The 17,532-nt window shown below is 72.0% G+C and carries 15 protein-coding genes and 1 pseudogene; 9 read left to right on the top strand and 7 right to left on the bottom strand.

Features of this window, described 5'->3' with window-relative positions:
* The first annotated feature begins 21 nt into the window (after window positions 1–21).
* The 9 genes from ABZT47_RS36730 (at window position 22) to ABZT47_RS36690 (ending at window position 11,317) form a co-directional block, all read left to right on the top strand.
* Window positions 22–597 carry a helix-turn-helix domain-containing protein gene (locus ABZT47_RS36730; RefSeq protein WP_354852580.1) on the top strand — a complete coding sequence of 192 codons (576 nt, stop codon included), beginning with the start codon at window positions 22–24 and terminating at the stop codon, window positions 595–597.
* Between the two features lie 104 nt (window positions 598–701).
* The gene (locus tag ABZT47_RS36725) at window positions 702–1,820 is read left to right on the top strand and encodes a MerR family transcriptional regulator (protein ID WP_354852578.1); all 1,119 of its coding nucleotides are present in this window, start codon (window positions 702–704) and stop codon (window positions 1,818–1,820) included.
* Complete coding sequence (locus ABZT47_RS36720; protein WP_354852576.1) at window positions 1,817–3,100, top strand: MFS transporter; 1,284 nt, start codon at window positions 1,817–1,819, stop codon at window positions 3,098–3,100. Before ABZT47_RS36725 ends, ABZT47_RS36720 begins: the two co-directional genes overlap by 4 nt.
* A 212-nt stretch (window positions 3,101–3,312) precedes the next feature.
* Window positions 3,313–3,759 (top strand): MarR family transcriptional regulator, encoded by a 447-nt coding sequence (locus ABZT47_RS36715; protein WP_354852574.1) that lies wholly within the window; start codon window positions 3,313–3,315, stop codon window positions 3,757–3,759.
* Window positions 3,760–3,855: 96 nt separating this feature from the next.
* On the top strand, window positions 3,856–5,028 hold the full coding sequence (locus tag ABZT47_RS36710) for an MFS transporter (RefSeq protein WP_354852572.1): 1,173 nt from the start codon (window positions 3,856–3,858) through the stop codon (window positions 5,026–5,028).
* Between the two features lie 181 nt (window positions 5,029–5,209).
* The gene (locus ABZT47_RS36705) at window positions 5,210–6,565 is read left to right on the top strand and encodes a hypothetical protein (protein WP_354852571.1); all 1,356 of its coding nucleotides are present in this window, start codon (window positions 5,210–5,212) and stop codon (window positions 6,563–6,565) included.
* 392 nt (window positions 6,566–6,957) lie between these two features.
* Window positions 6,958–8,673 carry an ABC transporter ATP-binding protein gene (locus ABZT47_RS36700; protein ID WP_354852569.1) on the top strand — a complete coding sequence of 572 codons (1,716 nt, stop codon included), beginning with the start codon at window positions 6,958–6,960 and terminating at the stop codon, window positions 8,671–8,673.
* Window positions 8,670–10,526, top strand: coding sequence for an ABC transporter ATP-binding protein (locus ABZT47_RS36695; RefSeq protein WP_354852567.1), 1,857 nt, complete (start codon window positions 8,670–8,672; stop codon window positions 10,524–10,526). Before ABZT47_RS36700 ends, ABZT47_RS36695 begins: the two co-directional genes overlap by 4 nt.
* Before the next feature lie 134 nt (window positions 10,527–10,660).
* Window positions 10,661–11,317, top strand: coding sequence for an NAD(P)H-dependent oxidoreductase (locus ABZT47_RS36690; RefSeq protein WP_354852565.1), 657 nt, complete (start codon window positions 10,661–10,663; stop codon window positions 11,315–11,317).
* Here ABZT47_RS36690 and ABZT47_RS36685 read toward each other — a convergent pair.
* The 7 genes and pseudogenes from ABZT47_RS36685 to ABZT47_RS36655 all read right to left on the bottom strand — a co-directional run.
* Window positions 11,260–11,814 (bottom strand): hypothetical protein, encoded by a 555-nt coding sequence (locus ABZT47_RS36685; protein WP_354852564.1) that lies wholly within the window; start codon window positions 11,812–11,814, stop codon window positions 11,260–11,262. The two genes, ABZT47_RS36690 and ABZT47_RS36685, sit on opposite strands and share 58 nt — an antisense overlap.
* Window positions 11,804–12,196 carry a carboxymuconolactone decarboxylase family protein gene (locus ABZT47_RS36680; protein WP_354852562.1) on the bottom strand — a complete coding sequence of 131 codons (393 nt, stop codon included), beginning with the start codon at window positions 12,194–12,196 and terminating at the stop codon, window positions 11,804–11,806. Before ABZT47_RS36680 ends, ABZT47_RS36685 begins: the two co-directional genes overlap by 11 nt.
* Entirely contained in the window at window positions 12,193–13,407 is a 1,215-nt protein-coding gene (locus ABZT47_RS36675; protein WP_354852560.1) for an MFS transporter, read from the bottom strand. Before ABZT47_RS36675 ends, ABZT47_RS36680 begins: the two co-directional genes overlap by 4 nt.
* Window positions 13,408–13,414: 7 nt before the next feature.
* Window positions 13,415–13,927 carry an aromatic-ring-hydroxylating dioxygenase subunit beta gene (locus ABZT47_RS36670; RefSeq protein WP_354852559.1) on the bottom strand — a complete coding sequence of 171 codons (513 nt, stop codon included), beginning with the start codon at window positions 13,925–13,927 and terminating at the stop codon, window positions 13,415–13,417.
* Window positions 13,924–15,243: an aromatic ring-hydroxylating dioxygenase subunit alpha gene (locus ABZT47_RS36665; protein WP_354852557.1), complete on the bottom strand. Its 1,320-nt coding sequence runs from the start codon at window positions 15,241–15,243 to the stop codon at window positions 13,924–13,926. Before ABZT47_RS36665 ends, ABZT47_RS36670 begins: the two co-directional genes overlap by 4 nt.
* Window positions 15,240–16,406, bottom strand: a complete 1,167-nt coding sequence (locus ABZT47_RS36660; protein ID WP_354852555.1) for a glycosyltransferase — start codon at window positions 16,404–16,406, stop codon at window positions 15,240–15,242. Before ABZT47_RS36660 ends, ABZT47_RS36665 begins: the two co-directional genes overlap by 4 nt.
* A gap of 502 nt (window positions 16,407–16,908) precedes the next feature.
* A pseudogene (locus ABZT47_RS36655) lies at window positions 16,909–17,532 on the bottom strand (hypothetical protein); the annotation flags it as partial.

Genomic DNA, 17,532 nt, shown 5'->3' with positions numbered 1-17,532 from the left:
CCGTTTCGGCAAGGTGGGGCCATGGGAGAGCTGAAGGACGTCCTGGCGGCGATCGGCCCGAAGCTGCGCGAGCTGCGCAAAGGGCGCGGCCTCACGCTGGCGGAGCTGTCACGCACCACCGGCATCTCCGAGAGCACCCTGTCGCGGCTGGAGAGCGGCACCCGGCGGCCGAACCTGGAGCTGCTGCTCCCGCTCGCCCGCGCGTACGGGGTTCCCCTCGACGAGCTGGTCGGCGCGCCGCAGACCGGCGACCCGCGGGTGCATCTGCGCCCGGTGCGCCGCCACGGCATGACGATCGTGCCGCTGACCCGCCGGGTCGGCGGGGTGCAGGCGCACAAACTGGTCATTCCGCCACGGTGCGACGCCGCCGAGCCCGTCACGCAGACGCACGAGGGGTATGAGTGGCTCTACGTCCTGGACGGCCGCCTGCGGCTGCTGCTGGGCGAGCGCGATCTGGTGCTCAAGCCGGGCGAGGTGGCCGAGTTCGACACCCATGTCCCGCACTGGATGGGCCCGGCCGACGACCAGCCCGTCGAGCTGCTCGCCCTGTTCGGCCCGCAGGGCGAACGCGCCCACCTGCGCGCCCGCCCCACCTGACCGCGCGAGCGCCGGCCGGAACGGTGGCGCGGTGTTGACCTTTCCCCTGGGTGAAGCCAAAGCATCGTCGGCACCGGCCGCGGTGGCCGGGACGAGGAGGACTGGTGGGGGAGCTGCTGACGATCGGGGCGTTCGCCCGGGCCGCCCGGCTGTCACCGAAGGCGCTGCGCCTGTACGACGAGCTCGGCCTGCTGCGGCCGGCCGCGGTCGACGGCGAGTCGGGATACCGGTTCTACGATCCGGCGCAGCTCGAGCGGGCCCGGCTGATCGCCTGGCTGCGCCGGGTGGGCATGCCGCTGGCCCGCATCCGCCGGGTGTGCGACCTGCCCGCGCCCGCGGCGGCCGAGGAGGTCGCCCGCTACTGGGACCAGGTGCGGGCCGAGACCGCCGCCCGCGGGCGCCTTGCCACCTTCCTCGTCGACTACCTATCGGGAAGGGGCAGCGCCGTGGAGGACGCCGCGACCATGCTGGGCATCCGTTACGCCGCCCGGTCGGAGTCGGGACCGGTGCGCACGAGCAACGAGGACACCGCCTACGCCGGCGCCCGGCTGCTGGCGGTGGCCGACGGCGTCCGCGGCCCGGGCGGCGACCGCGCGAGCGCGGCGGCCGTCGAGGCGCTCAAGCCGCTGGAGACCCTGGCCGTGCCGGCGGAGGATCTGCTCGGCGCGCTCGCCGACGCCATCGAGGACGCCGAACGCGCCCTCAAGGACATCGCCGCCTCCACGCCCTCGGGCCAGGCGGTCACCACGCTGACCGCGTTGCTGTGGTCGGGGTCCCGGCTGGCGCTGGTGCACATCGGCGACACCCGGGCCTACCTGGTGCGCGGCGGGGAGCTGTTCCAGATCACCCAGGACCACACCTACGTGCGCTCGCTGGTCGAGGAGGGCAGGCTCACCGCCGAGGAGGCCGTGTCACACCCGCAGCGCTCGCTGCTGGTGCGGGCGCTCACCGGCGCCGGCGCCGCCGAGCCGGACCTGTCGCTGCACGAAGCCCTGGCCGGGGACCGGTACCTGCTGTGCTCGGACGGGCTGTCCACCGTCGTGCCCCCCGCATCGCTGCGCGAGGCGCTGAACGGCCCCGGCGGTCCCGAGCAGGTGCTCGACACCCTGATCGCCGAGGCGTACGCGGCCGGCGCCCCCGACAACATCGCCTGCGTGGTCGCCGACGTGGTCAGGCTGGAGACCCCCGCCACGACCGGCCGTGACGGCGGGAGCGGACGGTGACCGCCGCGGCGGTCCGGTCGCTCGGCCTCCGCGCGGTCGACCGGCGCCCGCTGGCCATCGCACCCTACCGGCGGCTGTGGACCGCCTCGGTGGTCTGCGCGGCCGGCGGCTCGTTCAGCGTGGTCGCCGTGCCCGCGCAGCTGTTCACGGTGACCGGTTCGTCCGCGGCCGTGGGCCTGGCCGCCGGGGTCTCGTTCGTCGCCCTGGTCGTGGCGGCGCTGTGGGGCGGCGCCCTGGCCGACGTCATGGACCGGCGCCGGCTGCTGCTGGCCGCCGATTGCGGGCTGGCGCTGACGTACGCGGGTCTGTGGATCCAGGCGGCGCTGGGCGCGACCTCGATCCCGGTCCTGCTGGTGCTGGTGGCGTGCCAGGGGCTGACCTACGGGGCGATCATGACCACGATGGGCGCCGTGGTGCCCCGCCTTGTCCCGGCCGAGTTGCTGCCGGCGGCGAACAGTCTCGGCTCGCTGGTGCGCTATGCGGGGGCGATCTGCGGCCCGGTGCTGGCCGGCGCGCTGATCCCGCTCGTCGGGCTCGGCCCGTTGTACCTGTTCGACGCCGTCGCCCTGACGGCGGTGGTGTGGGCCGTCGCCGCGCTGCCGCCCCTGCCACCTCCCCCCGACGGCGCGCGGCGCCGGAACCGGTCGGTGGCCGGGCAGGTGTGGGCGGGCTTCGGCCACCTGGCGGCGGGCCGGTTGCTGGTGGCGGTGCTGGCGGTGGATCTGGCGGCGATGGTCTTCGGCATGCCGGTGGCGCTGTTCCCCGAACTGGCCCGGCACACCTACGGCGGTCCTGCCGGAGGCGGCGTGGAACTGGGCCTGCTGTACGCCGCCTACCCGGCCGGGGTCTGCGCGGCCGGCCTGCTGTCGGGCACCTTCACCCACGCCCGCCGCCAGGGCGCCCTCATGGCGGCGGCCGCCGCCGTGTGGGGCCTGACCGTCGTGGTCCTCGGGCTGGCGCCGCATCTGTGGGCGGCTCTGGCGGCGCTCGTCCTCGGCGGCGCGGCCAACTGCGTGCTGAGCGCCTTCCGCAACGCCATCACCCAGGCGCACACCGACGACGCCATGCGCGGCCGAATCCAGGGAGCCCTCACCGTCGTGCTCATCGGCGGGCCGCAGCTCGCCAACCTGGTGCACGGGGCCGCCGCCGCGGCGTACGGCCCCCGCACGGTGGTCTGCGCCGGCGGCCTGCTCACCACCGCCACCGTGGCGGCCATCGCCTGGGCCGCCCCCCGGCTGCGGCACTACACCACCGGGCATCCGGCCGGCGCTGGCCCATGACGACCGGCCAGGCGATCCGGCGCCGCGTGAGGCGCGACGATGGCCGCCGGGACGAAGGGGCGTCGACCGAAGGGCGGGCCGGAGAATATCGCGACGAAGGCCGCGGCGGGTCCTGCCGGGCATTCATACAGCTCATCTGGACAGAGAAGGTGTACAGGGAAATTGCACAGGCAAACTGGACAGTTTGAACTGTGCGCTTTAGCGTGGACGGCATGAGCGAGAACCCGGGCCTCTCGCCCTCGGCGGTTCAGGCGTCTCGGGAGATCCGCGCGGTCATCAGCCGCCTGCGTCGTCGCATCCTGAACGCCTCCCAGGCCGAGGACATCACCTTGGGGCAGGCCTCCGTCCTGGCCCGCCTGTCCGGCGAGGGGGGCGTCACGGCCAGTGAGCTGGCCTCCGCTGAAGGGGTGCGCCACCAGTCGATGACGGCGACGGTCACATCGCTGGCCGCGATGGGGCTGGTGGAGCGGAGCCCCGACCCCGCCGACGGGCGGCGCCTGCTGATCACGCTCACCGCGGAGGGCCACCGCCGCGTCGAGGAGGGGCGCCAGGCCCGGACGGAATGGCTCGCCGGCCGGTTGCAGGACAGGTGCACCGAACAAGAACGCCAGGCCGTGATCGCCGCCATGGCCGTCCTCCAGCGGCTCACCCGTGACTGATCCGACGAGCGACGCCATGCCGCAGACCGCGGACGCCGTGCGACGGACCGGAGACGCCCGACAAGCCGGGGACGCGCGGCAGACGGCCTCGTCGGCGTGGCCGGTGTCATCGGGGCCCTGGCGCCGAACCTGGGGGTGCTGATCCTCGCGCGCGTCCTGCTCGGGTTCGGCACCTGCGGCGGGTATCCCGCCGCGATGGCACTGGTGCGCGGCGAGGCGGACCGCACCGGTGCGGACGGTCCCGGCTGGGTGCTGACCGCCCTGGCGGTCGCCAACCAGACCGTCGCCGTCGTCGGCCCGCTGCTGGGCGGCCTGCTGATCGCGGCGGGCGGCTGGCGCGCCACCTTCGCGCTGAACGTGCCGCTGGCCGTCGTGGCCGTGCTGCTGGGGGCGCGCCGGCTGCCCAGGCCGGCCGAAACGGCCGGAGAGGAAACGTCACCGCGGCGCGGGCGGCCGGCCGTGGGAACGTCGCCGCGGCGCGGGCGGCCGGTTGCCGAGCTGGACCTGCCCGGCATGGGGCTGTTCGCCGCGATGCTCACCTGTCTGCTGCTGTTCCTGATGAACCCGCACCCGCGCGAGTGGTACCTGCCGGTGATCGCCGCCGTCGCGGCGGCCGGGTTCGCGGCGCGGGAGCTGCGGGCGGCCACCCCGTTCATCGACCTTCGGGTGCTCGGCGGCAACGCACCACTTCTGGCCACCTACGCACGCGCGCTCGTGGCCTACCTCGTCGCCTACGCCTTCCTGTTCGGCTTCACGCAGTGGACCGAGCAGGGCTACGGGCTGACGCCCTTCCACGCCGGGCTGGTGCAGGTCCCCTTGTTCCTGCTGGCGATCGGCGTCTCCATCGTCTCCGGGCGGCGCAAGGGCGTGCGGGGAAAGCTGCTGGCCGGCGCGGCCGGGCAGATCGTCGCCTGCCTGGCGATGCTGACGCTCACCGGCCACAGCCCTCTGTGGGCCCTGCTGCTGGTGTCCCTGCTCTTCGGCCTCCCGCAGGGGCTGATAAGCCTGGCCCTGCAGAACTCCGTCTACTTCCAGGCCGACCCCGAGCGCATCGCCTCCTCGGCGGGCCTGCTGCGCACCTTCGCCTACATCGGCTCCATGATCGCCTCCTCGGCGGCCGGCGCGTCCTTCGGGCGACGCGCCGACACCGGCGGCATGCACCACCTCGCCTGGATCATGCTCGCCGCAGGCGTGCTCTACCTCCTGCTGACCGTCTTCGACCGCACGCTCGGCCGCGCGGCGGCGACGGAGTCCGGCGCGGCGAGATAGATCTCACAAAGGGGACATCGCTCGCGCGGTCATGGCCGGGGCGGACCGGGCGTGAGGGGGTGAGTTCGCAGTTCACGGGCACGCGCGTGCGGGCCGCCGGTGACCACGACGCCTAGAATGGCAGGCGGTACGGTCGCCGGCGGGGGAGTGCACCGGCCATCTCAATCGACGGAGGCTCGTGGTGAACACTCCGCCGGTCGCGGCCACGACCGCCCGCTCGCCGCTGGATCTGACCGCCGCCATCGTGCCGATCGTGGCGGTCCTCGCACTCGTCGCGGTGTGGGGGCGCGATCTGCCCGCCGTCGTGGAGATCGTCGTCGTGGCGCTGCTGGCCGCCTCGGTGCTGGCCGCGGTCCACCACGCCGAGGCGGTCGCCCACCGTGTCGGGGAGCCTTTCGGCTCGCTGGTCCTCGCGGTCGCCGTCACCATCATCGAGGTCGGACTCATCATCACCCTGATGATCTCCGGCGGCCCCGCCACCGCCGCCCTGGCCCGCGACACCGTCTTCGCCGCCGTGATGATCACCTGCAACGGCATCGTCGGGCTGTCGCTGCTGATCGTCACCCTGCGCTCGCGCACCGCGCGGTTCAACCCCGAGGGCACCGGCGCGGCCCTGGCGACCGTGATCACTCTGGCGACCCTCTGCCTGGTGCTGCCCGCCTTCACCACCAGCGCCCCCGGCCCGGAGTTCTCCACGCCGCAGCTGGCCTTCGCCGCCGTGGCGTCACTGGTCCTGTACTCGTTGTTCGTTTTCGTGCAGAACGTCCGCCACCGCGAGTCCTTCCTCACCGCCACCACGGCCGCCGCCCCATCTGCTGCACCTGCTCCGTCCGCCCCGCCGGCGCCGCCCGCCGCTCGCCCTGCCCCGCCCGCTCCTGCCGCTCCCGCCGCCGCCCCGCCGGTCCCCGCCCGCGCCCCCGAGGGCGCCCGTCCCACGGGGGAACCGCCCACCGGAGAACGCCCCCCTGGGGAACGGCCCTCCGGGAAACCGCCGGCCGCCCCCATCGTGCCCGGCGCCGGCCCCCAGGGCGCCAAAGGCCCCGAGGGCCCCAAGGGCTCCGGTGGCCCGGTGGTCCCGGCGGCCGGCACCCCCCTGATCAGCCTCGCCCTGCTCATGGCCGCGCTCGTCGCCGTCGTCGGCCTGGCCAAGGTCGAGTCGGGGACCATCGAGCACACCGTCGCCGCCGCCGGGCTGCCCCACTCCGTCGTCGGCGTCGTCATCGCGTTGCTGGTGCTGCTCCCCGAAACCCTCGCCGCCGCCCGCAACGCCCGCCGCGACCGCGTCCAGATCAGCCTCAACCTCGCCCTCGGCTCCGCCATGGCCAGCATCGGCCTGACCATCCCCGCCATCGCCGTGGCCTCGATCTGGCTCGGCGGCCCGCTGCTGCTCGGGCTCGGCGCGACCCAGATCGTGCTGCTCGCCCTCACCGCCGGCGTCGGCATCCTCACCGTCATGCCCGGTCGTGCCACCCTCCTGCAGGCCGCCGTCCACCTCGCCTTGTGCGCCGCCTACCTGTTCCTGGCCGCCAACCCCTGACCGGTCCGCGTCGACGGGCGGCCTGATCGCCGCCGGCATCGGCGCCGGGCCCGCGGGCGGCGCCGATGCGTCGGAGTGGGGTGGGTCCGCCGAGTGGGTATGCCAACACCGGACCACCCGCCCGGGATGCCGGGAATCGCGTGCGTGTCGAAAATCGGTTGCCCGGGGGAGTAGAAGGCTTGGAGGGTGAAGGTGACGCCCGCGGCCGTGGCTGCCCACGCGCGCCCCCGAAGCCGCCGCGACACCCCTCGAGCGCCCTTCCGCCCCCGTCCATCGCGCCTACCCCTAAGGAATGCCGCTTCCTCATGCCCTCCGACGGTACAGACCCAGGCCCTGCCCCCGACTCCCCGGACAAGCGCCGCGGAACAAGATCCCGCTCACTGCGGCGGCTCATGCCCTACCTGCGCCCCTACGTCCCCCGACTGGTCATCATCTGGCTCGCCACCATCGCCGGCATCGCCACCAGCACCGCGATCCCTCTGGTCGGCAAGGACATCATCGACGGCCCGGTCGGCCACGGCCACGGCGACGCCCTGCTCCCGCTCGGACTGCTCGCCCTCGCCCTCGGCGTCACCGAGGCGTTCTTGACCTTCCTGCGCCGGTGGATGCAGACCAAGGCCGTGCTCGGCCTGGAGACGGCCATCCGCGACGACCTCTACCGGCACCTGCAACTGCTGCCGATGAGCTTCCACGGCGAGTGGCAGTCGGGCCAGCTTCTGTCGCGCGCGACGACCGACCTGTCGACGATCAGGCGGTTCTCCGGATTCGGCCTGCTGTTCCTGGTCATGAACATCCTGCAGCTGGCCACGGTGACCGTGCTGCTCATGCGGATGTACTGGCCGCTCGGCCTGCTCATCGTCGCCGCCGCGGTGCCCATCTTCGCGGTGTCGTTGCGGTTCGAGAAGAAGTACCGCCGCATCTCCCGCGACGTGCAGGACATGCAGGGCGACATCGCCACCTACGTGGAGGAGGCCGCGCTCGGGATCCGCACGATCAAGGCGTTCGGCCGCAGGCCGCATGTGTTCTCCGAGTTCGACGCCGCCGCGCGGAAGGTCTACCGGGTCTCGATGGACAAGGTCCGCCTGGCGTCGCGTTTCTTCACCTTCCTGGAGGTGATCCCCAACGTCACCCTGGCCATGGTGCTCCTGCTCGGGGCGCTGGCCGTCGGCGCCGGCTCGCTCACGCTCGGCACGCTGGTGGCCTTCACCACGCTGATGCTCCAGCTGGTGTGGCCGATCGCGTCGCTGGGCTACATCCTGGCCATGGCGCAGGAGGCGATGACCTCCGCCGACCGCGTCATGGAGGTCCTGGACACCGAGCCGGAGATCGTCGGCGGCGTGGAGGTGATCGAGCGGCCGCGCGGGCACCTGCGGTTCGAGGGCGTCGGCTTCCGGTTCGCCGGGGACGACCGGCCGGTGCTGCGCGACGTCTGGCTGGAGGTGCGCCCGGGCGAGACGGTCGCGATCGTGGGGGCGACCGGCTCGGGCAAGACGACGCTGACCGCCCTGGTGCCGAGGCTGGCCGACGTCACCGCGGGCAGGGTCACCATCGACGGCCGCGACATCCGCGATCTGGAACTGCCGGCGCTGCGGTCGGTGGTCGCCACCGCCTTCGAGGAGCCGACGCTGTTCTCGATGAGCGTGCGGGAGAACCTCACCCTCGGCCGGGGCGAGGCGAGCGACGACGAACTGCGCGAGGCGCTGGAGATCGCCCAGGCGACGTTCGCCTACGACCTTCCCTGGGGGCTCGACACCCGCATCGGCGAGCAGGGCATGTCCCTGTCGGGCGGCCAGCGGCAACGGCTCGCGCTGGCCCGCGCGGTGCTCAGCCGGCCGAGGATCCTGGTGCTGGACGACACCCTGTCCGCCCTCGACGTCGAGACCGAGGCTCTGGTCGAGCAGGCGCTGCGCGGGGTGCTGGCGGAGGCGACGGGCCTGGTGGTGGCGCATCGCGCCTCCACCGTGCTGCTCGCCGACAAGGTCGCTCTGCTGCGCGAGGGCACCATCACCCATGTCGGCCGGCACCAGGAACTGCTGTCGACGGTCCCGGAGTACCGGGAACTGCTCGCGCAGGACGCCGACCTCGACCAGCGGGAGGCGCTGCGATGACCCCCGTGAACGCGGGCGCGCCGGCGGGCGCGCCGGTCGAACCCGGGCGCTGGCGCGGCGTCGCCGCGGAGAAGAAGGAGGACCTGCCCGACAAGGTGTCGGTGCTGCTGCGGGCGCGGTCGCGGCGGCTGCTCGGCGACCTGCTGCGCCCCCACCGCAGGGCCATCGCCACGCTGATCGCGGTCATCGTGGTCTCCAGCGCGGCCGGCCTGGCGATCCCGTACCTGGTGAAGGTGGGCATCGACGCCGGCATCCCGCCGATGCTGCGGCACCAGGGCGCCGGGACGCTGGTCGCCTCGGTCGCGGCGATCCTGGCCGCGACACTGACCCAGGCGTTCACCCGCCAGGCGTTCCTGCAGATCTCCGGGCGGATCGGCCAGGACATCCTGCTGGAGCTGCGCCGCCGCGTCTTCGACCACTTCCAGCGGCTGTCGCTGGCCTTCCACGAGCGCTACACCTCCGGGCGGGTCATCGCCCGGCTCACCTCCGACATCGACGCCATCGCCGAGATGCTCCAGTCGGGCTTCGACAGCATCGTCACCGCCGTGCTCACCCTGTTCGGCACCGCGGGTCTGCTGCTGGTGCTCGACCTGCCGCTCGGCGCGGTCGCCCTGGTGCCGCTGCCGATCCTGCTGCTGTTCACCCGGTGGTTCCGGCGCGAGTCCAGCATCGTCTACCGCCGCACCCGCGAGGCGGTGGCGCTGGTCATCGTGCACTTCGTGGAGTCGATGACCGGCATCAGGGCGGTCCAGGCGTTCCGCAGGGAGCCGCGCAACCAGGAGATCTTCCAGGAGCTCAACACCGGCTACCGGGACGCCAACGCCGGCAGCATGCGCTTGGTCGCGGTGTTCATGCCGGGCATCAAGCTGATCGGCAACATCACCGTCGCGGTGGTCCTGCTGTACGGCGGCTGGCTCGCGCTGCACCACGCGGTCACCGTCGGCGTGCTGGCCGCGTTCCTGCTGTACCTGCGGCAGTTCTACGAGCCGATGCAGGAGATCTCCCAGTTCTACAACACCCTGCAGTCGGCCGGCGCGGCGCTGTCCAACCTGTCCGGCGTGCTGGAGGAGCGGCCCGCCGTGGCCGAGCCCGAGCGTCCGGTCGCGCTGGAGCGTCCTCTCGGCGAGGTGCGGTTCGAGGCCGCCGAGTTCTCCTACATCGACGGCGTGCCGGTCCTGCCCCGGCTGGACCTGTCGATCCCTCCTGGGCAGATCGTCGCGGTGGTCGGCGCGACCGGCGCGGGCAAGACCACCGTGGCCAAGCTGATCGCCCGCTTCTACGACCCGACGGCCGGGCGCGTCCTGCTCGACGGGGTCGACCTGCGCGACCTGGAGGAGGCCACGCTGCGGCGGGCCGTGGTGATGGTGACGCAGGAGAACTTCCTGTTCACCGGCACGGTGGCGGACAACATCAGGTTCGGCCGCCCGGACGCCACCCCGGCCGACATCGAGCAGGCGGCCCGCGCGATCGGCGCGCACGAGTTCATCGCGGCGCTCCCGGAGGGGTACCAGACCCAGGTCGGCAAGCGCGGCGGCCGCATGTCGGCCGGTCAGCGGCAGCTGGTGGCCTTCGCCAGGGTCTTCCTGGCCGACCCGGCCGTGCTGATCCTGGACGAGGCGACCTCCAGTCTGGACGTGCCCAGCGAGCGCCTGGTCCAGCGGGCCCTGCGCACCGTCCTGGCCGGGCGCACCGCCCTGATCATCGCCCACCGCCTGTCCACGGTGGAGATCGCCGAACGGGTGCTGGTCATGGAGGCCGGCCGCGTCGTCGAGGACGGCCCCCCGCAGCGCCTCATCGGCGAGGCCGGCCGCTACGCCGACCTGCACCGGGCCTGGCTCGACAGCCTGGCATGACCTGGGGAGGGGGACCGGCCTTCGCCGGCCCCCTTCCGCAGGCACACCCGAGGTGGGTATTTTGATGCTGCCTCAGTGCGCGGTCACGGGGCTTCGTCAGGTGCCCGTCTTGGGCGGACAGAGGAGGCCCTCAGGTGAAGATCGTCGCGTTGTCCTGCACGCAGAAGCGTCTGCCGTCGCTGACCGACGCGCTGCTCGAGGCGGCGATCAGCGGCGTCGTCCGCGAGGTCGGTGACGCGCGGATCCAGCCGATCCGGTTGATCGACCACCGCATCGCGATGTGCGAAGGCGAGGACACCTGCCTTGATCCCGAGGTGGGCCGGTGCACTCTCGACGACGACTTCGAGCACGTCGTCGATCTGGCCGAGGGCGCGCAGGGGATGCTGCTGGCCATGCCGGTGTACGCCGGAAACGTGCCCTCCGTGCTGAAGATCTTCCAGGAGCGCCTGAAGAGCTTCATGAACGCCACGCACCGCCCGTTCGGCAACCTGCTGGTGGGCACCATCGTGCACTCGCGCACGATGCTGACCGAGCCCGCACTGGGATCGTTGTTCCCGTGGTTCCTGCGCCTGAAGAACAAGAACGTGGCCTCGGCGTGCTTCACGCAGAGCGGTCATCAGGATCTGACCCGCACCGCGGCGCTCGACATGTGCGTGGCCGTGGGCCGGCAACTCGGCATGACGCTCGAGGGCAGCCGGTCGCCGGCCGACGGCCGCACGGCACTGCCGCTGGTTCAGTCGCCGGCCCGTCCGCGGTGCGGTGACCCGGCCGCGTCCTCTCCTTCGGCCTGAGCGGGCTCCGCGCGCCAGGTGCACCCGTCGCCCGCCTGTTCGCACGACACCGTGACCTCCGGTTCCACGTAGCGGGCGGCGATGGCGGTGTTGAGTTCCTGGCAGTAGGAGCACGGTGAGGAGAACGTCAGGACGACGCCGGCGCGGGCGGCCCGTTTGCGGTACCGCAGGATCCCGCAGTCGGCGTTGCGCAGGACGGTGCCCGAGGGCCGGGGCTCACTGGTCACCGCCGAGTCGTACAGCATCAGCTGACGCTGCAGCCGGGTCATGAAGTGATCGGTGGCGGAGACCCCGGCGGGCCGTTGCGCCTGCAGGAGCTTGGCGGTGATGCGGGAGTTGGCCTGGATCCACGCGGTCAGCCCTTCCTCGCCGTGTTCTCCCAGGACGAACTCCTCCGCGGCGGCCTGGGCCTCGAAGAACCGCTGGCGCCACAGGTCGACCTTCTCGGCCGGGTCGAGGGCAGAGGGTTCGGTGGTCGCAGCAGGTTCAGTGGTCATGGTCGGCGTCCTTCCCGCTGTCGCCGTCTAACTCGGCGAAGACCTCCTGGGCGACGCGCAGCCCGTTGTTGGCGACCGGCCAGCCACCGTAGTAGGCGAGCTGGATGATGACTTCGATGATCTTCTCCCGCGACATCCCCAGGTGCAGGGCGGCACCGATGTGGCCGCGCAGCTCCCAATCGGTGCGCGCCAGCGCCACCGCGGTCAGCGCGACCAGTTCGCGCTCGTGGACGCTCAGGTGCGGGCGGGTCCAGATCTCACCGAACAGGTGGTCGACGGTGATCCGCAGGAACTCCGGGTAGGAACCCGGACGCGGCTCGCGGCCGAAGACCTGCTTGAACATGGCTTCACCCTGCTCATGCCGGGCAGAGGGCTGGTTCATCGATCAGCTCCTTGGTTTTGGCCAACAGTTGTCAACGTCCACGACGCCACGAAGGCGACGGCCAGCAACGCGGCGCCGCTGCCGAAGGCGGCCGGAACACTCACCCGCTCGGCGATGAGACCGACCAGGACCGGTCCGACCATGGCGCCGACATCGATGCACATCGAGAAGACGGCGACGCCGCTGCCGCCCCGGCCGGCGACGACGTCGCCGACCAGCGCGGCCGGTGCGGCGTTGAGCAGCGCCGTTCCCGCCGCGTACACACTGAGCAGGACGACCAGCCAGGCGTAGCCGTCCACGAACACCAGGGCCGTGACCGCCGCCGCGGCCACACCCGTGCCGGCGATCATGGCGGGCCGGCGGCCGGCGCGGTCGACGATCCGGCCGGCCGGGACGATCAGCAGCGTCTGGACGACGGTGGATATCGTGAACGCCCACCCGACCCACGTCACGTCATGCCCCCACGCCACGACCACCGCGGGGACCAGTGCGCCGCGCAGGCCGAACAGGACCCATCCCTGCGCCAGCGCCGCGATGCAGGCCACCACGTAGCGCCGATCCCGCAGCAGCGCCGGCAGCCCGACGACGTCACGGCCGTGCTCCGCGCCGGCGGTTCCACCGGTGCGCAGCACCATCAGGGTCAGCGCCGCGGCGGCCAGCAACAGCACGGCGTAGACCAGGAACGGCGCGGACAGGGTGATGGAGGCAAGCAGCCCGCCCAGTGCCGGCCCGCAGATCCCGCCGAGCACGAAGCCCGTTTCGAACACGGCGCCGGCCCTGCCCCGCTGGTCGGGCGGCGCGACCGCGAGCAGGGTCGCCAGCGCGGACACCGAGAACAGCACCGAGCCGACGCCGCCGAGACCGCGGAACACCAGCAGTTGTTCGTAGGACCCGGCGAACGCCATCAGGGCCGAGGAGAGCGCGCTGAGCAGCAGGCCGGCGACCAGCACCCGCCGCTCGCCGAAACGAACTCCGAGCCGGCCGCACAACGGGCTGGTGGCCAGCCGCAGGAACGCGAACAGAGCGACGATCGCTCCGATCTGCGCGGGCCCGGCCCCGAACGTCGCCGCGTACACCGGGAGCACCGGGACCACCAGCCCCAGGCCCAGCATGACGCAGCCACCGACGACACTGAGGACGTAGACCTCGCGCGGGAGACTCGGCCGGGCGGTGGCGACGGGTGGGGCGCCGCCGGGGCCCGCCGCGGTCACCGTCCGCTCACAGGATGATGCTGAGCTTTCCGTGCTCGTACAACGTCTCGTGGTCGAGCACCACGACCCGTCTCCTGATCCGGAACGACTCGCCCTCGATCACGAGCTCGAACCGGCATTTTCCGACGTAGGTGTCAGAGCGCCCGTGCCCGAACCGGTACACGACGACATTCGCCGCCACGTCCAGGTGCGTGCCCCGGTCGGTCAGGATCTCCACGTTGCTGATCATGCGGTTCGTGCGCGACCGGGGGTTCTCGCACCACACCTCGCCGTTGAGGAGTTGTTCGATCCGCTGGCGTAGCCGGGCGGCGTCGTCGTCGATGAGCCCGAGGGCGTCGGCGCTCTCGCCGCGGACATCGGTGGCCGGCACCGAGTAGCGGATGTCGCCGGTCAGCATCTCGTCGTACCACTCGCGCAGGCGCCACTCGTCGAGCAGCCGCGCCTCACGGAAAAGGAACCGGCTCACCTGGTGCCACAGGCGCACCTGGGCCGTTTCGTCGACCGTCAGCTCGGTGGTCATCGTGTTCGCGCCCCTCGCATCTCGGCCCGGTGGGCGACCTCGAGGTGACCGTCGTCGCCGTGCATCAGCCGGTCCCACTGCCGCCAGAACTCGCGGGCGGGAAGCTCGTCGGTCGTCTCCGGGACCTCCTTGTTCATGCCGCGTGACAGGTCCGAATAGCGGACCGTGCGGTTGAGGTAACCCCGCTGGCACGACTCGACGATCTCGATGTCGTCGGGGGTGGCGAAGCCGGCGGGGCCGAGGAAGGTCAGGTAGTGACTCTTGCGCAGTTCCCGGATGTCGGGGTCCTCGTCCTTGGGGGCCAGGGCGACCGAGGTGATGGCCATCTGGCCGGCGCCGACCGGGTCGATCTTGCGGATCGTGATCGCGATCGCGTCGATGATCATCAGGTTGGGGAAGATCAGCACCGCGCGATTGGTGCCGGTGATCCGTTCGGCGCGTTCGGCGCCGAACCGGTCGACGAACCGTGCGGCCGTCGCCTCGATCCGCGGCCGGACCTCCTCGCCGAACATCGGCGTCCAGTAGGCGAGCGGGCGGGCCGCCGCCGGGGGCAGCTCGTTGGCACCATGTCCCAGTCCGAGGGCGCGGCCGAACCCGCCTCGCCGTCGCGGTGGCACCGACCCCAGCGACTCCATGTAGCCCACGTAGCGCTTGTGCAGGGCCCGGAAGTGGTAGATGTCGACGCTGTTCTCCATCATGAGCTTCCAGTTGGCCCGAGCCCCGTGGAGTTGCGCGCCTTGGATCACCTCCATCCCGGCCTCGGACTGGTCGTCGATCAGATCGAGGTACTCCGTCGCACCCGCCAGGTACTCGGTCAAGGTGCGCGGCTGCTCCGGATCGAAGGTGAGGAACACGAAACCGCGGTAGGTGTCACTACGGTGCCGTGCCAGGCCGAAGTCCGCCTTGCGGAAGCCCGGCCCGTACCCGTCCGGGATCGGGACCCCGACCAGGTCGCCCTGGTTGGAGAAGGTCCAGTCGTGGTACGGGCACCGGAACGATCGGGTCTGCCCGGCCGGCTGTGAGCAGATCAGAGCCCCGCGGTGGGTGCAGCTGTTGGCGAAGACCCGGACCACCCCGTCGGACCCGCGCGCCATGACCACCGGGCGCCCGCCGACGTCGCGTGCCACGTAGGAGCCCGGCCCGGGCACCTCCGATTCGTGTCCGACGTACAACCAGCAGCGATCGAAGATCCTGGTCATCTCCTGTGCGGCCAGGTCCTCGTCGGTGTAGGCGCGGCGATCAACCTGGAACGAGAGGCGCTCGAGATCGTCGATCACGATCGGGTCGCCCACCGGCCGCCGCAGTTCGATCGTCACTGCTCCCCCTTTCGCTGTAACGTCTCGACCGTGCTGAGGACCAGCTCGGCCGTGCGCGCGGCGGAATCGCCGCACTCCGGCTGCGCGGCGCGCAGCCGGGCCCGGTAGCCCTGGGCTGGATCGAGCAGATCGGCGACGGCGTCGGCGACCGTCTGCTCGGTGACTCCGGCCGGCTCCAACGCCGTCCCGAAGCCCGCGCTGCCCACGAAGTACGCCTGGATGGGCTGATCGACGGCCAGCGGGATCACCAGCATCGGCGTGGCCGCCCGGATCGACTCGGCCACCGAGTTGTATCCGCCATGGGTGATGAACACATCGGCGCGCTCGAGCACCTCACGTTGCGGCAGATACGGGGCGGTGAGCACCTCGTCGGGCAGCGCGAGCTCCTCGGCGAGATCTCCTACCGAGGCGATCACCTGGGCGCCGGTCGCCGCCGCCCCGATGATCACCGTGCGCAGCAGGTCCGGCCGCCGGTAGAAGATCGTGCCGAAGGAGACGTACACCACCGGGCGGCCGGGGTCGATGCGATCCAGGCCCGAGAAGGCGACCTCGTCGCCGCGGGTCCCCGCCGCACCGGGCAACCCGACCAGCTGCACACCGTCGTCGGTGACCCCGTCCTCCCCGACGAGAGCGGGGATCGTCGGCATCAGATTGAGGATCGGCGAACGCGCCGAATGAGTCAGGGTCGACCACGCCACCCCGTGCCTGGTCAGATAGTCGCCGACCTGCTCGTCGTACGCCCAGCGGCCTTGTCGATGCTTGGCCGGGCATACTCCGCCCAGGTTGGCCCAGATCATCCCGTACGGCACGCCGGACGCCTGTGCGCCGACCATCGCCGACGCCGTGACCGGCAGCGAATCGACGAGCACGAAGTCCGGCGCCGTCGCACGGAGGGTGTCGGCCGTCTGCTCTGCCACAGGCGACGACTCGAGCATCGGGCCGATCTTCGCCGGGTCGCCGCTCCACGGCGCCATCTGGACCTGCCCGATCGCGTGGACCTGTGCCTTGCCCAAGGCCTGGCGACGCTGCTCGTCGAGCGCACCACCGTCCGCGGACAACAGCAGCAGCGCGACCTCGCCGCCGGCGGCCTGGAGCGCATTGACCACCGGAATATAGGGGTTCAGATGACCATGCTGAGTCGTGGTGAGCAGGGCTACGCGCATCAAATCTCCGATTCATCGAGAAAGGACGAGACCGACTCGACATTTGGCTATGGACGCACCACGGCAGCCACGACCGCGACACCCTCCTGCCTTCGGAAACGAGTCGAGACGGCGACGCATGAACGGCGGAACTCCGCCCCCGGGCAGGCGAGAACACCCGGCAGGCGAAAGGGACCGTCAACGTCCAGGTACTTTGCTACGAGCGGTTACTGCCACGAGGCTCTACGCATTGCCCATCATCGGTGAGGGGACAAACACATCGATTGACGCTACTCGGAACAACCTCGAAACAACCGGGGTCACCACCTGCCCCCCAGGAAGTTTCGCCGCGATATGCGATCGATGTCAACGCCTCGCAATTCCCGGTTATCCCTATTATGTTGGACGCCACTTCGGCCGGGCTCCGCCTCGGCCTGCGACCGGCGCCGCGCCGGCTCGGCCGGCACCGTCGCCGGTCGTGCAAGGTCGAACCGGGAGCGTTCCACGCCCGCTCGGCGACAGGCTACGAACCCTTGGGGCAGGGCTTTTTGTAGGCGATGGTGACCGTGGCGCTGCCGGAGCCCTCGGCGCCCTTGTTCTGCCCCCACCAGGTGATGGTGAGGTAGGTGCTCAGCGGCCGGTCGCAGTCCGACCTCGTGCCCGGCGTCAGGCCGCCGAGGGTGAGGCGGAACCGGCCGCGCTCGCCGTCGCGGAGGGTGCCGCCGGACGGTGAGGCGGTGACGTAGGCGGACCCGGCCGCGCTCCAGCGGACGGTCCCCGAAGTGGAGGTGATCGACGCCGTGCCGTGCCTGGCGTACCCCACGTCCACGGTGCCGGCGACGCTCACGAACGGCGGGGCCGGTGATGCCGAGGCGGCCCGCGGCGGAGGGCTCTGCCCGGGCGTGGACGCCTGCCCGGGTGTGGGCCTCTGCTCGGGCGTGGACTTTCGGGCCGACGTGGCCTTATGTGCCGGGGTGGGTGCCGTGGTGGTCTTCGGGGAAGAGGGGGGAGGCGGCGGGGAGTCGAGCAGGGGTGGCAGGGACTCGCCCGGAGTGATGACGACCGTGCCGCCGGCGGCTTCGACGTCGACCGGTCCTCCGGTGCGGGGGGCGGGGGCGAAGATCAGCGACCAGACCACTCCGGCGGA

Source organism: Sphaerisporangium sp. NPDC005289 (assembly GCF_040607455.1).
GTDB lineage: Bacteria > Actinomycetota > Actinomycetes > Streptosporangiales > Streptosporangiaceae > Sphaerisporangium > Sphaerisporangium rhizosphaerae.
Note: the sequence above shows the minus strand (reverse complement) of the source record. Positions and strands in the feature narration are given on the sequence as shown.

Excerpts from the sequence above, each read along its gene's own strand:
- ABZT47_RS36730 (WP_354852580.1), top strand. The coding sequence starts at position 22 with ATGGGAGAGCTGAAGGACGTCCTGGCGGCGATCGGCCCGAAGCTGCGC.
- ABZT47_RS36715 (WP_354852574.1), top strand. The coding sequence starts at position 3,313 with ATGAGCGAGAACCCGGGCCTCTCGCCCTCGGCGGTTCAGGCGTCTCGG.
- ABZT47_RS36700 (WP_354852569.1), top strand. The coding sequence starts at position 6,958 with ATGCCCTACCTGCGCCCCTACGTCCCCCGACTGGTCATCATCTGGCTC.
- ABZT47_RS36695 (WP_354852567.1), top strand. The coding sequence starts at position 8,670 with ATGACCCCCGTGAACGCGGGCGCGCCGGCGGGCGCGCCGGTCGAACCC.
- ABZT47_RS36685 (WP_354852564.1), bottom strand. The coding sequence starts at position 11,814 with ATGACCACTGAACCTGCTGCGACCACCGAACCCTCTGCCCTCGACCCG.
- ABZT47_RS36680 (WP_354852562.1), bottom strand. The coding sequence starts at position 12,196 with ATGAACCAGCCCTCTGCCCGGCATGAGCAGGGTGAAGCCATGTTCAAG.
- ABZT47_RS36670 (WP_354852559.1), bottom strand. The coding sequence starts at position 13,927 with ATGACCACCGAGCTGACGGTCGACGAAACGGCCCAGGTGCGCCTGTGG.
- ABZT47_RS36660 (WP_354852555.1), bottom strand. The coding sequence starts at position 16,406 with ATGCGCGTAGCCCTGCTCACCACGACTCAGCATGGTCATCTGAACCCC.